Origin of the sequence: Marinobacter sp. EhC06, from assembly GCF_001650915.1 — a bacterium.
GTDB lineage: Bacteria > Pseudomonadota > Gammaproteobacteria > Pseudomonadales > Oleiphilaceae > Marinobacter.
The window spans coordinates 91,067-106,048 of record NZ_LXYO01000036.1; the positions used below are offsets into that span (position 1 = coordinate 91,067).

Annotated in this window: 13 protein-coding genes; 7 read left to right on the forward strand and 6 right to left on the reverse strand. The window is 59.0% G+C overall.

Annotated elements, in window-relative coordinates; all coding sequences use genetic code 11:
* Positions 1-191 precede the first annotated feature (191 nt).
* The 4 genes from A8B84_RS19500 to A8B84_RS19515 all read left to right on the forward strand — a co-directional run bounded on the left by A8B84_RS19500 (position 192) and on the right by A8B84_RS19515 (position 3,699).
* Complete coding sequence (locus A8B84_RS19500) at positions 192-989, forward strand: alpha/beta fold hydrolase (protein ID WP_064228429.1); 798 nt, start codon at positions 192-194, stop codon at positions 987-989.
* A 101-nt stretch (positions 990-1,090) separates the two neighbouring features.
* A complete protein-coding gene (locus tag A8B84_RS19505; protein ID WP_064228428.1) occupies positions 1,091-2,173 on the forward strand; it encodes an SMP-30/gluconolactonase/LRE family protein in 1,083 nt (360 codons plus the stop codon).
* Positions 2,173-2,634: an acyl-CoA thioesterase gene (locus tag A8B84_RS19510; protein WP_064228427.1), complete on the forward strand. Its 462-nt coding sequence runs from the start codon at positions 2,173-2,175 to the stop codon at positions 2,632-2,634. The genes A8B84_RS19505 and A8B84_RS19510 overlap by 1 nt, the downstream gene beginning before the upstream one ends.
* An 81-nt stretch (positions 2,635-2,715) precedes the next feature.
* Entirely contained in the window at positions 2,716-3,699 is a 984-nt protein-coding gene (locus A8B84_RS19515) for an NADP-dependent oxidoreductase (protein WP_064228426.1), read from the forward strand.
* Here the strand turns inward: A8B84_RS19515 and A8B84_RS19520 are convergent.
* From A8B84_RS19520 to A8B84_RS19530, 3 genes are all read right to left on the reverse strand, one after another.
* Positions 3,685-5,583, reverse strand: coding sequence for a cation:proton antiporter (locus A8B84_RS19520; RefSeq protein ID WP_064228425.1), 1,899 nt, complete (start codon positions 5,581-5,583; stop codon positions 3,685-3,687). The genes A8B84_RS19515 and A8B84_RS19520 overlap by 15 nt on opposite strands.
* Before the next feature lie 21 nt (positions 5,584-5,604).
* Complete coding sequence (gene tcdA, locus A8B84_RS19525) at positions 5,605-6,396, reverse strand: tRNA cyclic N6-threonylcarbamoyladenosine(37) synthase TcdA (RefSeq protein ID WP_064228424.1); 792 nt, start codon at positions 6,394-6,396, stop codon at positions 5,605-5,607.
* A 274-nt stretch (positions 6,397-6,670) separates the two neighbouring features.
* Positions 6,671-8,446, reverse strand: coding sequence for an acyl-CoA dehydrogenase C-terminal domain-containing protein (locus tag A8B84_RS19530; RefSeq protein WP_064228423.1), 1,776 nt, complete (start codon positions 8,444-8,446; stop codon positions 6,671-6,673).
* A gap of 169 nt (positions 8,447-8,615) precedes the next feature.
* Here A8B84_RS19530 and A8B84_RS19535 point away from each other — a divergent pair, with 169 nt between their 5' ends.
* Complete coding sequence (locus A8B84_RS19535) at positions 8,616-9,359, forward strand: SDR family oxidoreductase (protein ID WP_064228422.1); 744 nt, start codon at positions 8,616-8,618, stop codon at positions 9,357-9,359.
* A gap of 82 nt (positions 9,360-9,441) precedes the next feature.
* Here A8B84_RS19535 and A8B84_RS19540 read toward each other — a convergent pair whose 3' ends face one another.
* On the reverse strand, positions 9,442-10,080 hold the full coding sequence (locus A8B84_RS19540) for a ChrR family anti-sigma-E factor (protein WP_064228421.1): 639 nt from the start codon (positions 10,078-10,080) through the stop codon (positions 9,442-9,444).
* Positions 10,077-10,676 carry a sigma-70 family RNA polymerase sigma factor gene (locus A8B84_RS19545; RefSeq protein WP_064228420.1) on the reverse strand — a complete coding sequence of 200 codons (600 nt, stop codon included), beginning with the start codon at positions 10,674-10,676 and terminating at the stop codon, positions 10,077-10,079. The genes A8B84_RS19540 and A8B84_RS19545 overlap by 4 nt, the downstream gene beginning before the upstream one ends.
* A gap of 239 nt (positions 10,677-10,915) precedes the next feature.
* Between A8B84_RS19545 and A8B84_RS19550 the strand changes: the two genes are divergently transcribed.
* Positions 10,916-11,953: an AraC family transcriptional regulator gene (locus tag A8B84_RS19550; RefSeq protein ID WP_064228419.1), complete on the forward strand. Its 1,038-nt coding sequence runs from the start codon at positions 10,916-10,918 to the stop codon at positions 11,951-11,953.
* A gap of 6 nt (positions 11,954-11,959) precedes the next feature.
* Here the strand turns inward: A8B84_RS19550 and speA are convergent, their stop codons facing one another.
* Positions 11,960-13,870 carry a biosynthetic arginine decarboxylase gene (gene speA / locus A8B84_RS19555; protein WP_064228418.1) on the reverse strand — a complete coding sequence of 637 codons (1,911 nt, stop codon included), beginning with the start codon at positions 13,868-13,870 and terminating at the stop codon, positions 11,960-11,962.
* Between the two features lie 178 nt (positions 13,871-14,048).
* On the opposite strand from speA, the gene speE reads away from it, so the two are divergent.
* A complete protein-coding gene (gene speE / locus A8B84_RS19560; protein WP_064228417.1) occupies positions 14,049-14,930 on the forward strand; it encodes a polyamine aminopropyltransferase in 882 nt (293 codons plus the stop codon).
* The last annotated feature ends 52 nt before the right edge of the window (positions 14,931-14,982 follow it).

Genomic DNA, 14,982 nt, shown 5'->3' on the forward strand with positions numbered 1-14,982 from the left:
CTCGCTGAGTACCTGAACAGCATCTTCTATTGCTGATTTCTCAGGCGTAACGTCTATGACCTTCATGCCGGGCTCTGCCCGGCTTTTTTCGTCCCTGGAAAATGACCGTAAATCCCGGCACTTGCTCGCAAGACTGGCAGTGGTAATGTATCCGGTTCGAGAACGCAGACCAATCCGGAGACTGACTGCCCATGACTGTTGCGCTGAATCACCGCATTACCGGCGAAGGCCCGCCCCTGATCCTGTTGCACGGGCTGTTCGGATCCCTCGACAACCTCGGTGGCATCGCCCGCCGTCTGGAAGACCAATGGCAGATCCATGCGCTCGACGAGCGTAACCACGGTAGCTCACCGCACATCGACACCATGGATTATCCAGCAATGGCCCGGGATGTGCTCGCCTACATGGATGCACAGGGCCTGGACAAGGTCAGTCTGCTGGGCCACTCCATGGGCGGCAAGGTGGCGATGCAGGTCGCCCTGCAGGCCCCGGAGCGCGTAGATAAACTGATCGTGGCCGATATCGCGCCGGTTTCCTACAAGCCCCGGCACGATGCCATTCTGGAAGGATTGACCAGCATGGATCTGACCGGTGTGCGCTCCCGCCAGGACGCGGACAGACTCATGGCCGATTTTGTCGAAGAGCCGGGTGTGCGCCAGTTTCTTCTGAAGAACCTGGAGCGCATTCCCCGGGAAGAGCAGCAGGAGGGCGGCCCCATGTTTCGCTGGCGGCTCAATCTGCCGGTTATCGATGCCTGCTATGAAAATCTGGCCAAAGCGCCTGAGGGCGATGGCCCGTTTGATGGACCCGTGCTGTTTCTCAAGGGCGCGGATTCGGCCTACATCCAGGAGAAACACCGGGATGATATTCAGCGACTGTTTCCCCGGGCGCAGTTGCGTATTATCCAGGGTACCGGCCACTGGCTGCACGCCGAAAAGGCCGATTCCTTTGCCGCCCTCTGCCGCCGTTTCCTCGGTGCCGGTGACTGACCGGGTTGTGTGTCGGGTATTTTCCTGCCCACCGGCCGGTCTGCTAAGGTAACCCAATCGCTGACACATGGAATTGACATAACAACAGGCGGGCAGAGTGTATGAAATGGATGGTGGGGTTGCTGGTTGTTTTCCTGCTACTTGGCAGCTTCCTGCTGACACCGTCGCCTGTTGACAGCAAAGCCTGGAATCCGCCCTCGCCGCCGCCCCTTACCGGGCCTATTGCGCCGAACGAACGACTGAGACTCGCGGACCTTCTGGCCAGGGGCCAGGTGTATGGTCCCGAGGATACGGCCGTCAGCGAGGACGGCGTGCTCTATACCGGCACCCAGGATGGCTACATTGTGCGGGTGTTCCCGGATGGTCGGGTTGAGAACTGGTTGTCTACCGACGGCCGGCCCCTGGGGATGGTTTTTGACAGACAGGGGAACCTGATCGTCGCCGATGCCTGGCGAGGCCTGCTGTCCATAAGCCCCGATGGCAAGATTACCGTGCTGGCCCGGGAAGCTGAGGGTACCCTGTTCCGGTTCACCGATGATGTTGATATTGCCGATGACGGGCGAATTTACTTCACCGATGCCAGCTCGAAATTCCGTCAGCCGGAGTACCTGCTGGATCTTCTGGAAATGCGCCCCCACGGTCGGTTGCTGCGCTACTCGCCGAAAACCGGCAAGGCCGAAGTCCTCCTGGGCAACCTGCATTTTGCCAATGGCGTTGCGGTATCTCCGGAGGGTGACTACGTGCTGGTTAACGAAACCTGGAAATACCGCATCCTCAGATACTGGATTCACGGGCCCAGAGCCGGGCAGGCAGAAGTGTTTGCCGACAATCTTCCAGGTTTTCCAGACAACCTGGCGGTGGATGAGCAGGGCCGCTACTGGGTAGCGTTTCCAACCTTGCGGAACCAGAAAGTTGACGCCATGCACCCGAGGCCCTGGCTCAAGGATCTGGTGGCCAAGCTCCCGGACAGCCTGAAGCCCGCGCCACAGGAATATGGTCTGGTGATCGCCTTCGATCGGGATGGCGACGTTATTACCAGTCTCCACGACACCCGGGGAACCCATCTTCAGGAAATTACCTCGGTCAATCCCCACGGTGGCAACCTGTACTTTGGTTCACTTCACAATGATCGTATTGGTCGGCTACCGTTGCAGGCCATTCCCGGTCTCGGAGAGAGCAACTGATGCAGCACCAAGACATTGCCTGGGATCTTCCGGCGCCCTTCACCATTGATATAACGGTTCAGGCCGAGGATACCGACCGGCTCGGACATGCCAATAATGTTGTCTATGTGCGCTGGCTGGAGGATGTCAGCTGGGCTCACATTGAAAGTCTGGGTATGAGCTGGTCGCTGCACGAGAAAACCGGAAAGGCGATGGCCATTACCCGCACGGAAATTGACTACCTGGCCTCGGCGAACACGGGGGATCAGCTGGTGTTAGGAACCTGGCTGACCGACTACGACGGTCGTTTCCGGTCTGCCCGGCAGTTCCAGCTGGTGCGTCCTTCTGATGGCAAAACCCTGGTCAGGGCGGTCTCCACTCACGCCTGTGTTGATATGAAAAGCCAGCGGCCCGCCCGTGCTCCGAAAGAATTTGCCGAGATTCTCGGTTCTGCTGTTGTGGCCGGAGGTAAGGGGCTCTAGGTCCCCCGAGCTCTTTTGTGCTTTACTTCAGCTAGTCTTGTTCAAAGCCAATCCCGTTTAACCTGTTGTCCGGAGATCCCCATGGAAAAAACTGCTGATCAGAATGCTGAAGCCACGATGCACCATGTGATCTACGATCGATTTGGTGAGCGTGATGTGCTGCAGGTGGTCGAGGCTGACGTGCCGGTTCCCGGCGATGATCAGGTGCTGGTCAGGGTGCACGGGGCAGGGCTTAACCCCATCGACTGGAAAACCCGCAAGGGGTTGGGGTTCGCGGCCCGGCAGATCGAGAATTCCTTGCCCTGGACGCCAGGTTACGATGTGGCCGGCGAGGTCGTTGGAGTTGGTGCCAACGTTACCACCCTGGCGCCCGGCGACCGGGTTATGGGGATGGTCGGATTTCCGGCCGGCGGGGGCGGTTATGCCCAGTATGCCCTGGCGGCGGCTGATGAGCTGGCCATTGTGCCGGAAGAGCTGGACCTGGTGTCTGCGGGTGCTTTGCCCCTGGCGGCGCTGACCGCCTGGCAGGCACTGTTTGAAATGGCGAAGCTGGAGTCCGGGCAGAAAATCCTGATTCATGCCGGCGCCGGTGGTGTCGGGCATTTCGCGGTTCAATTTGCACTGGAGCGCGGTGCCCATGTCATTGCCACGGCTTCGGCCGGGAACCGGGATTTTCTGGCGGAACTCGGGGTGCACGAAGTGATTGACTACCGCACTACCGATATCGGCGAAGAATGCTATGGCCTGGACGTGGTGCTGGATCTGGTCGGCGGCGATACTGGCAAACGCTCGCTGCACACCCTTGGCGAGCAGGGTGTCCTTGTCACCATCCCCACCGTTACTGCCGATGAAATCATCAGCGCGGCCGAGGAAATGGGATTACGCGCTCACGGCATGACCGTCCGCCCCGACGTCTTTCACCTGGATGAGATTGCCGAGCTGATTGAGGACGGCGACGTCAAGGTGCACATTGAGAAGGCCTTTCCGCTGGCGGATGTAGCGCAGGCCCACGAACTCCTTGAGGGTGGGCATGTGCGCGGCAAGCTGGTTCTAGATTGTCGATGAAGGGTTTTCGTCAGCTGCCGTATCCTGACCTGCCGAGGGCTCTTCCCCGCGGGCTGAAGGCTCTTCCCCCTCTTTCTCCTTACGTTCCTTTCTGGCCTGGGGTGGCACCAGGCTGATCAGGATCCAGTCGTCTTCCGGTTTCAGGTCTTTCATGCTGCAAACCGGAGCGACATGCTCTTTGCTGTCGAACGTGAACAGCACCAGAGCCTGGTTCTGGTATTTGTTCAGGAACTCCTCGTAACCAAATTCCTCGCTCAACTGAGTGGTCTTCACCGTATAGCCCTGGCTGACCAGGCTGGCCAGTTTGGCGTAGCTGACGCCGTCGAACAGGCCCCGGGTCATCTGGATTTTTTCGGCCGTCTGGTGCCGGGCCTTCTGGTCCTGGTCACCCTCTGCCAGGCTGAACACGCACTTGTTTCCAAACCAGTCCAGGAAGTGGTACGTGGCGAGGGAATTCATGTGCTTGTATGGAGATATGACCAGCAGCTTGCCGATGCCTGTCAGGTCGAGATGGGTGGACGCATGTTCTGATACGGGGTTGCCAAAGTAGACCTGCAGGTTTTCCATGCGCGCCTGTCGCACGTTTTCCCAGTTGGTATCGGCCAGGGTCACCGGTACCTCATACTTCCTCAGGGCTTTACCGATCATCCGGGCCACCGGGTTGGCGCCCAGGATCAGGAAGCCGTATTCCGCCGGTTCCGCGACCTTCAGCAGGCGGGCGACCGGCCGGGCGGTCAGGCTTTGCAGGGTAACGGTGGCGATAATCAGCATGAATACCAGGGGCACCAGGGCGCCGGCACTTTCATAGCCAAGCTTTTGCAACTGGAAGGCGAACAGCGCTGACACTGCCGCAGCAACGATGCCCCGGGGGGCAATCCAGCTCAGGAAGAGTTTTTCCCGCCAGTTCAGGCTTGTACCGATGGCGGACAGGAAAATACTCAGCGGCCGGGCTACCAGCATCAACAGGGCCAACACAGCCACCAGGCCCCAGCCCAATTCGGCGATCGCAGCAAACTCAACCCGTGCTGCCAGGATGATGAACAGGGCGGAAATCAGCAGAACGCTCAGGGATTCCTTGAACTCCAGAATGCTCTCGATGGGTACCTGCTTCATGTTTGCCATCCAGATACCCATGACGGTCACGGTCAGCAGGCCTGACTCATGGGCCAGTTCGTTGGAGATGGCGTACACGCCAAGCATGAAGGTCAGTGTGCCGGCATTATGCAGGTACTGGGGAATCCAGTGCTTGCGCAATACGATGCCATTGAGATAGCCGGCAACGGCACCGATCACGAAACCCACCGCCAGGGTCTTGCCGAAGATGTAGAGCGAGTGGCCAAACACGTTGCCCTGCCCCCAGGAGACAATCCCCTCGAACACCAGAACCGCCAGCAAGGCTCCGACAGGGTCAATGATGATGCCTTCCCAGCGCAGGATGTTGGCCAGCTTCGAGTCCGGTCGCACGGAGCGCAGCAGCGGTGCAATTACTGTCGGGCCGGTGACGATGGAAATGGCGCCGAACAACAGGGCGACAGCCCAGGAGACATCCAGAAGCCATCGCGCTGCCAGAGTGCCAATGATGCAGGTGACAATGGAACCGACAGGAATCAGGTTGCGGACCATCTTGCCGTGGCCGCGGATTTCCGCGTAACGCAGGGTCAGGCTGCCTTCAAACAGGATGATGGCGACGGCCAGGGAGATAACCGGGAACAGCAGGTCGCCAAACACCGCTTCCGGAGCCAGAAAGCCCAGGACAGGCCCGGCAGCAATGCCGCCGGCCAGCAGGAACAGGATCGCAGGCATGCGAACCCGCCAGGCAAGCCACTGACAGAACAGTGAGAGAACGCCAATGCTGGCAAGAAGCAGGACAGTGCTGACAGGCATAATGGTTTCAGGTCCGTTGATCTATTGGTTGGCGCGCCGGGCAATCCGGTTCAGAAGTCGGGAGGCCGCAAAAAAACCGAAGCTGGCGGTCACCGGGCTGGCGGCGCCAAAGCCAGAGGCGCAATCCAGTCTAACCGGGCCGTCGGTAGCCGGTTTCTGCAGGCAGACTTCGCCGTCTCCGGCAGGATACGTCAGCTGCTCCAGGGAGTATACGGCCTCAATGCCAAAGCGACGCTTGGGGTTCCGGGAAAAGCCGTATTCCCGGCGCAGCAGATTACGTACCTTGGCCAGAAGCGGGTCCTGGGTGGTTTTGCTGAGGTCGGCCACCTGAATCTGGGTGGGGTCGATCTGTCCGCCGGCGCCGCCGGCACACACCAACGGAATTTTCCGGCGCTGGCAATGGGCGATCAGGGCGGCCTTGGCTTTGACGCTGTCGATGGCGTCGATCACCCCGGTCATTTCCCCGGTAATCAGCTCGCTGACATTCTTGGTGGTCAGGAAGCCGAAATGCACCCGAATGTCTGCCTCCGGATTAATCGACCGCAACCGGTCTGCCATGGCATCGGTTTTTGTGCGCCCGTACTGGCCTTCCAGGGCGTGGAGCTGGCGGTTGGTATTGGATACACAGACATCGTCCATGTCGATCAGGGTAATGCTGCCAATACCGCTTCTGGCCAGGGCCTCAGCGGCCCAGGATCCGACGCCACCAAGCCCGACCACGGCCACATTGGCGTGACGAAAGGCTTCCAGGGCACGGCGCCCGTAGAGTCGTTCGATGCCGCCAAAGCGGAAAGCGTAATCGTCGACGTTCATGGTGTCCCCGTGTTGGTCCGTTCAAAAGCCGGACAAAATCAAAGAACGCAATTGTAACCCAGTGACCGCACAGACAAAAAAATGACCATAAAAAAAGCCACGCAGAGCGTGGCTTTCAAAAGTACCCAGTCCGACGGGGAGCTGGGCAGGACTAGTTCAGAGACACTAATCAACGTGATCATTATCAATTTCCAGACCATCACCCTGAAGGTCACAAGCTGTCATTGTTCGGTCATTTCCGGCCACAACCACGAGGCTCCGGCCGGAGTCCGGATCACGCGGCCCAGTGGTCGTCTGAGAACGCCATCAGGCTATCCTTACCGCTCTGAATGTCGCCCAGCAGCCAGTCGACTTCCGGCAGGAGCTTTTCAAAGAAGAAGCGCGCAGAGACCACTTTGCTCTCCAGCAGGGGCTTGTTGCCTTCGCCGGCGGCAAGCTGCTCGTTGGCAACATTGGCCATGCGGGACCAGAGATAGCCGATCACGGTCAGCGCCATCAGTCGCAGATACGGCGTCGCGGCAGCACCCGCCTGCTCCGGATCTTTCGGTGCATTGGAGGCCAGCCACATGGTGGCGGTTTCCAGCGCCTTCATGGCGTTCTTGAGTTCCTCCCGGTGCGGCGCCTCCGGATTGTCCTTGAGGTATCCGCTCATGGTGCCGAACAGGGTACGTACCAGCTGGCCGCCTTTCAGGCTCAGCTTGCGGCCCACGAGGTCCATGGCCTGAATGCCGTTGGTGCCCTCGTAGATCCGGGCAATCCGTCCGTCCCGCACCAGCTGCTCCAGCGGCCAGTCGGTGGTGAAGCCGGAGCCACCCAGTACCTGCAGCCCGGTGTTGGCGTTGTTGAAGCCCTCGTCCGTCAGGAAGGATTTCACGACGGGAGTGAGCAGTTGAACCAGATCATCGGCGGATTCCCGGACAGTTTCGTCCGGATGGGCAACCGACAGATCCAGCTGGTGTCCGGCAAACAGGGCCAGGGCACGCATGCCTTCGTTAAGGACCTTCTGGCGCATCAGCATCCGGCGTACATCCGGGTGCACGATGATCGGATCAGCGGGACCATCCGGGTTCTTCGGACCGCTCAGTGAACGGCTCTGCAGGCGCTCTCGGGCAAAGCCGAGGCTTTCCTGGTAAGCCATTTCCGCCAGGCCGAGGCCTTGCATGCCGACCATCAGGCGGGCTTCGTTCATCATGGTGAACATAGCCCGCATACCGTCGTTTGGCTCGCCGACAAGCCAGCCTTTGGCACCCTCGAAGTTCATGACGCAAGTGGCGGAGCCCTTGATTCCCATCTTGTGCTCCAGGCCGCCACAGAAGGCAGGATTGCGCTCGCCGGAATCCGGCAGGAATTTGGGAACCACGAACAGCGAAATACCCTTGGTGGTATCTGGCGCACCCGGCAGTTTGGCCAGTACCAGGTGCACGATGTTGTCCACCAGGTCGTGCTCGCCGCCGGTAATCCAGATCTTGGTACCTTCGATGGCATAGCTGCCGTCATCGTTCGGGTTGGCGCGGGTGCGAATCAGGCCAAGATCTGTGCCGCACTGGGGTTCGGTCAGGCACATGGTGCCGGTCCACTCGCCGGAGATCAGTTTTTCCAGATAGATGTTTTTCAGTTCATCGGAGCCGTGGGCGTGCAGGGCACTGATGGCGCCATGGGTCAGCCCGGGATACATGCCCAGGGAGAGGTTGGTGGAGCAGACCATTTCGTCCACCACGAACTTCAGGGTGTGGGGCAGGCCCTGGCCGCCGTATTCCAGCGGCGCGTCCAGTGCGGTCCAGCCGCCTTCGACAAACTTCTTGTAGGCCTCTTTGAAGCAGTCTGGTGTTTTCACCGAGCGGGTTTCGGGATCGTAGCTGCAGCCTTCCCGGTCGCCCGCCTGGTTGGTGGGCTGGATGACTTCCGCAGCCAGCTTGCCGGCCTCGTCGATGACCGCAGAAATCAGATCCGGGGTGGCATCGGCGTATTTTTCCAGCTCATGCAGCCGGTCTGCGCCCAATACATCAAACAACAGAAAGCGAAGGTCATTCGCCGGAGCCTGGTATTGCATGGATACTCTCCTAGGTGCGCTTTTTTACTGGAGTGCTGCCCGGAACGGCAGAACACCGAAGGTGATTGGAACACTGGTTTCATACGCCCGTTTTAATGGGCTGGTTCACCGTTTTGGCAGTCCGGACGATAGAATTTTCGTATGTCCTCCAGTACAAAGGAGGTCTCTGATGAAACGAGTGGTGATTGCCGGGGTTTCCGGCGCAATTGGCGGCGCTTTGGCGACCCGGTTGATTGACCGGGATGCGCAGACCCGTGTGATCGGGTTATGTCGTGACCCGGAGAAGGCCCCCGAGGTCTTGCGAGCCCATGGGCGAAGTACGGTGTTGCCATGGGATGCCGAGGACAGTGCGTCGCCAGCGGCCGTGGCAGAGGCGCTGGAATCGTTGCTGGCCAGAGAGGAAGGCATCGACGGCTTTATATACGCTGCCGGCTTGCTCCATGGGCCGGATATGTTTCCGGAGAAGCGGCTTGAAGATCTGGATTCGCAGAGTATGGCGCGTGCGTTCGCAGTCAATGCAACCGGTTTCGGATTGCTGACCCAGGCATTATTGCCACGGCTGCGGCATCGGGAATTCAAACGGGTGGTGGCCATTTCCGCCAAAGTCGGATCGATAACCGACAACGGGTTTGGCGGTTGGTATGCCTATCGCAGTTCAAAGGCGGCACTGAATATGCTGGTTCGCAACCTGTCCATTGAGTTGCCGCGCCGCTGCAAACCAATTGCGTGCGTATCCCTGCATCCGGGCACCACCGAATCGGCGTTGAGCGAACCATTCAGCCAGTCTCTCGCCAAGCTTAAGGTACATACTCCGGAGGAAACTGCCTCCAACCTATTGGACGTGATCGATGGGCTGGAGGAGGATGACAATGGACGGTTCCTGAGCTGGGATGGCTCGGAACTGCCTTGGTAGTTCTAAAAGTCCCAGAATCGGGTACGAAAAAAGGGGCGATCTGTATCGCCCCTTTTGCGTGCCCGCTAATCCACTGAATTCATTACCGAATAAAGGGATTGAGCATCCGCGTAAACGTGCCTGTCAGCTTAACCGGCGCGCTGAGCACAGAGAGTGTGATGCAGTCTTCACAGCCAACCGCTACCGGCTTGTGCTCATCCTCGTCAGTCAGCACTACGAAATCCCACTGATTGAAAACACCTTTCTGGTCGGCAAAGGCGCCTTGCAGCACGATGGTTGTTTCCTCACCCCGGTGAGTGTGGGCTGGCGCTTTTCCGCCCGCGGCCAATTTCTGGAGGACGACCTGTTCTTTCTGGCCGGGAAACCGGTCGGTAATGTCCAAGACACTCACATCGCCCAGCTGACGCTTCCACGGCAGGCTGTTGAGATCTTCACCCAGCAACTTCTGCAGAGCACTGACCCGTGGGATCGTCGGAGTAACAGGCTCACCAGCAGGTTCGCTGTCGATCCGTGAAAGAATGCTGTCGAACATGCTTTCAGAAACAGTCACCTTCGGTTGCTGCTCCATCATCACAGCGCCAAGACTGTCCAGTGTGTCCACACGGCTGCGGCAGTGGGAACACTTGTCCAGATGCAGCTTGATGCAAAGGGCATGAGGCTCACTCAGGTTACCTGCGCTGTATTCCATCAGGCTCAGGCTGTCGGGATGGTGCCGTGTCATACGTTCTGGTCCTGCAAAATCACTTTCAGTTTGTTCAATGCCAGACGAACCCGGCTTTTAACGGTGCCAAGCGGGATGTCCAACTCGTCTGCGACCATCTGGTGAGACTTGTTTTCCATGTAAACCTTGGCAATAACCGTGATCTGTTCTTCCGGAAGGTGGCTCAGGGACTCCCTGATCCGCCGCTCGGACATGAGGCGGTGCAAAGACGTGACCGGCTCGTTCTCGTTTTCACCCGGAATCTGCCAGAGATCTTCCGTCTCAACCGGCATTTCGGCACTGGTACGCTGCATTTTGCGGAGCATATCAATGCGCTGGTTACGGGCGATGGTAAAAATCCAGGTAGAAGCGGCAGCCTTGCGCCAGTCGTATAGACAGGACCGCCTCCAGATGGACACAAATACTTCCTGCACGAGCTCTTCCGCGTGGCTTGCCAGGCCGTTGGCCATGGCGTAGTACTTGATTTGCGGGCCAAAATGCTCGAACAGCGCGTGGTATGCTTCGCGGTCCTGGTTCTTACCCACTTTCTGCAGCATCTGGCTCCAGGGATCCTTCCGGCCCTCGGAACTGGCTGGCTTCTGATCCAGTGTGGTCACCGGACGCTCCTTGACAGTCGCATGATTTGAGCTTGTTCTGGTCATCATTCTATGCACTCGTCCCGGGTTTGTCAGTTAGAAGGGTTACGGAATGCGTTATCCGGTGGATCAGCCCGATTGGAAAATAATGCAGAAATCTGGCATCAGCGACGGTTGCCGGTCGTCTCGCCGGTGATTGCCGGAACCTTCAGAGCGGTCTAGTCTGAGCAATACACCGATACCGGAAGACAACCATCCCCATGAATGCACCCGGCATTACCGGAAACCTGCCCGTTATCCGGGCGCACTATGCGGATATTCTCTGCCAGTTGGCGGAGGATCGTGGCCTGCAACGATCCCGGTTGCTGTCAGCCTCCGGAATTCGGCCTTCCATGTTGGGGCACCCGGAGAATTTCATCACGGTTGATCAGTTCAGCGCTCTGTGCCGCGAAAGTCTGGTGCAAAGCGGTGATCCGGCCCTAGGGCTCGAATACGGCAAGCGACTGAAATTTACCACCCACGGTTCCCTGGCCCAGGCCGCCATCAGTTGCGACACCCTCGAGCAGGCGCTCACGGTGTTGATCAAGTATTTCCAGATCCGTTTCGTTTACATGAAGCTGTCTTTTTTCGTGGACGGCCGTGAGGCAGTGATCCAGCTGGACCTGGCGCACGGTATCGAGGACCTGTACCGGTTCAACGTCGATGTGGTGATGGCATCGTTGATGGATGTGAATCTTTTGCTGTTCGGTCAAAGGCTCCTGGACGGAGGCCGCTGCCTTCTGGATTTCCCGGAGCCTGACGATGCAACGGCCTATCGGCAGCTGTTTGGCAGCCAGATCATGTTCGGCAGCGGTGTGAACCAGCTGCGTTTCAAGGGGGCTTTTCTGGATTCGCCCATGTCCCTGTCGAACCCGGTGACCCGTCGGATAGCCGAAGCCCAGTGCGAGGAGGAAATGCGATTTATCGAGGGAGCGACGTCGGTCTCGGACCGGGTGATACGCCTGCTTGAAACCGGGAAGAGCCAGCGGTTACCGGCGCTTGAGGAAGTGGCTGAACGCCTGCAGATGTCCGCAAGAACACTTCGCAGGCAACTGGCAGCGGAGGGCGTCCGGTTCCAGCAGCTGCAGGATTCACTGCGTCACCGCCGGGCGTTGGAGCTTCTGCGGCGCAATGAGCTGACCATCGACGAGATTGCCGATGCCCTCGGCTACAGTGACCCCTCCAACTTTGGCCGGGCTTTCCGCAAGTGGGAGGGCATTGCCCCCAGCGCCTGGCGCCGGGAGCGCCGGAAACCCTGAGTCTGGCTATTCTTCCAGGTAGGTGTAGCCATCCAGACCGGCGGCCAGCTCCGCCAGCAGCGCTGACTGGGTCTCCGGTGTCAGGGCAGAGACGGCGAACTTGCGTCGGTAAGCATCCATCAAGGCATCCGGTTCAAAGTTCACATAGCGCAACACCTTGGCCACCGTATCGCCGGTGATAGGGTCGCTGATCTCGTGGCCACCTTCTGTGGTCAGGCGGACGTCCACAGAATGGGTGTCGCCGAACAGGTTGTGCATGTCCCCCAGGATCTCCTGATAGGCGCCGGTCATGAAAAAGCCCATCAACAGCGGATCGCCCGGTTTCTCCTCCGGCAGGGGCAGGGTGGTCTCGGTGCCCTGGCCATCCACGTAAAGGTCGATGCGCCCGTCAGAATCGCAGGTGATGTCCTGGATGACTGCGCGTCGGTTCAGCGGCCGGTCCAGGCCATTTATCGGCATCACCGGGAAGATCTGGTCGATGCCCCAGACATCCGGCAGTGACTGGAACAGGGAGAAATTCACGAACAGCTTTTCTGCCAGTTTCTCGTTGAGCTCGTCGATGATTTCCCGGTGGGCCCGGTTGCTGCTGTCCAGCTGATCCCGGAGCAGTCGGCAACAGCGGGTGTACAGTGTTTCAGCGTCTGCCCGTTCCTGCAGGGAGAGTACGCCGTGGGCAAACTGGGCGTGAACATCGGCCATGGCGTGCAGCACGTCATGGTAGATCTCCGCCAGTGAGCGCGGCGTGTTGTCGTCCTGCAGGCTCTCCAGGTCGCGCCACAGATCATGCAACGGGGCCGAGGCTGTCTCGTCTGGTCGTTGCGGTGTCAGGTTTTCCGGTGCTTCGTGGTCGATCACGTTGGTTACAAGCACAGAGTGGTGCGCGGTCAGGGCCCGGCCGGATTCGCTGATCAGATCAGGATGGGGAATGCCGTGGCGATCGCACTCCGCCTGGAGTACGTGCACGACATTGTAGGCATATTCGTAAACGCTGTAGTTCATGGAACAGCTGCTGCGGGAGCGGGTGCCCTCGTAGTCCACGCCCAGGCCTCCGCCGATATCCACCGTTCCGATCGGCGCGCCCATCTGGCGCAGCTCGCTGTAAAAACGTGCGCATTCCCGGAGACCGGTCTGGATGTCACGGATATTGGCGATCTGCGAGCCAAGGTGGAAATGCAGCAGCTGCAGGGTGTCGAGGGCCCCCGCCTGGCGCAGCATGTTCACCACAGCCAACACCTGGCTGGCGGACAGACCGAATTTGGATTTTTCACCGCCGGTGTTCTGCCAGTTACCCTTGCCGATGGTTGCCAGCCGGGCCCGAACCCCGATCAGGGGCGAAACCCCCAGTCTTTTTGCCTCTTCCAGAATAAGTGGCAGTTCCGACTTTTTCTCCACCACGATGAACACCCTGTGGCCCAGGGTCTGGCCGATCAGGGCCAGGCGGATGTACTCCCGGTCTTTATAGCCGTTGCAGACGATCACCGATCCCGGCTGCTGCGACATCGCCAGCACTGCCATCAGTTCCGGCTTGCTGCCCGCTTCAAGGCCGATCTGCCCCTTTGAGGCAGCCGGCTCGGCGGCCAGCAGTTCCTCGACCACACGGCGCTGCTGGTTCACCTTGATCGGGTAGACCGCCGTGTAACAACCCTGGTAGGCGTGTTCCTCTGCGACCTTGTTGAAGGCACTGCACAGTTTGTTGACACGGTCGTGCAGGATATCAACGAAGCGCACCAGTACCGGCAGTTGAACCCCGGAATCGGTCAGCGTTCGGGTCAGTTCCGGCAAGTTGATTCGGGCCGGGCTGTGGCCACGATCCGGACGGATCAGTACCTGGCCCTGGTCATTGACGCCGATGTAGCCATCGCTCCAGTGGGCAATGTTGTATACCTTATGGGCCGGAGTGGCGCTGGCTTCGCTCATGCTTGCTATCCTGTCAGGAAACACTGGCCGCCATTGTATGGATTCCCACTCCGGGCTAAAAGCATCGGGTGCGGAAAAAACGTGGCCGTTCACCGCGATTATCGCTTTAGCTCACGAAGGGGCACCCCTACAATACGCCCTTTCAATTTAGCCCATGGCCCACAGCGGGAGGCAAGACATGACAGCACTCAATGACGGCTGGTTTACCGAGGTATTCCAGGACCAGGGGACGGCGTTCTCCCTGCAGCTGAAAAAGAAGCTCCACGAGGAGCAGACACCGTTCCAGAAACTGGAAATCTATGAGACCGAGACCTTCGGTAACCTGATGGTCCTGGATGGCTGTGTGATGCTGACCACCCGCGATAACTTCCTGTACCACGAGATGATGACCCATCCGGCCCTGTTTACTCACAGGGACCCCAAAAAGGTGGTGATTGTTGGCGGCGGTGACTGCGGCACCCTTAAAGAGGTGCTCAAACACCCGGGCGTTGAGGAAGCCTGGCAGGTGGAAATCGATGAGCGTGTCACCCGTATGTCGGAAAAGTACTTCCCGGAGCTTTGCGAAGCGAATAGTGACCCGCGCGCCAACTTCTTCTTTGGGGATGGCATTCAGTGGATGCGGGACATTGAACCGAACAGTGTCGACCTCATTATTATCGATAGCACCGATCCTGTTGGTCCGGCCGAAGGCCTGTTTGCCCTGGATTTCTACCGGGATGCCATGCTGGCCCTACGTGAGGGCGGCATTATTGTCCAGCAGAGTGAATCGCCGCTGCTGCACACCGACAGTATCATCAAGGGTATTCACGAGGACATGCGCAAGGCGGGGTTCGAGCACGTGCAGACCCTGCCGTTCCCGCAGCCGGTCTATCCGACGGGCTGGTGGAGCTGCACCATGGCCAGCAAGGAAAACCCGATCAAATACTTCCGCGAGGAAGACGCCAACAACCGGCCGTTCGTGACCCGGTACTACAATTCCGGAGTTCATCACGGTGCCCTGGCGATGCCCCAGTTCATGGTGGATGCCCTGGAAGACGAGGTCCGTCCGGAAGAAGGTTAAGGTGACAATAGGCAGACAAAAAAAGGGGCGCCAGATGGCGCCCCTTTTTCGT

Coding starts and splice junctions, on each gene's coding strand:
- speE (WP_064228417.1), top strand. CDS start 14,049: ATGACAGCACTCAATGACGGCTGGTTTACCGAGGTATTCCAGGACCAG.
- A8B84_RS19510 (WP_064228427.1), top strand. CDS start 2,173: ATGCAGCACCAAGACATTGCCTGGGATCTTCCGGCGCCCTTCACCATT.
- A8B84_RS19540 (WP_064228421.1), bottom strand. CDS start 10,080: ATGACACGGCACCATCCCGACAGCCTGAGCCTGATGGAATACAGCGCA.
- speA (WP_064228418.1), bottom strand. CDS start 13,870: ATGAGCGAAGCCAGCGCCACTCCGGCCCATAAGGTATACAACATTGCC.
- tcdA (WP_064228424.1), bottom strand. CDS start 6,396: ATGAACGTCGACGATTACGCTTTCCGCTTTGGCGGCATCGAACGACTC.
- A8B84_RS19550 (WP_064228419.1), top strand. CDS start 10,916: ATGAATGCACCCGGCATTACCGGAAACCTGCCCGTTATCCGGGCGCAC.
- A8B84_RS19535 (WP_064228422.1), top strand. CDS start 8,616: ATGAAACGAGTGGTGATTGCCGGGGTTTCCGGCGCAATTGGCGGCGCT.
- A8B84_RS19500 (WP_064228429.1), top strand. CDS start 192: ATGACTGTTGCGCTGAATCACCGCATTACCGGCGAAGGCCCGCCCCTG.
- A8B84_RS19530 (WP_064228423.1), bottom strand. CDS start 8,446: ATGCAATACCAGGCTCCGGCGAATGACCTTCGCTTTCTGTTGTTTGAT.
- A8B84_RS19505 (WP_064228428.1), top strand. CDS start 1,091: ATGAAATGGATGGTGGGGTTGCTGGTTGTTTTCCTGCTACTTGGCAGC.
- A8B84_RS19520 (WP_064228425.1), bottom strand. CDS start 5,583: ATGCCTGTCAGCACTGTCCTGCTTCTTGCCAGCATTGGCGTTCTCTCA.
- A8B84_RS19515 (WP_064228426.1), top strand. CDS start 2,716: ATGGAAAAAACTGCTGATCAGAATGCTGAAGCCACGATGCACCATGTG.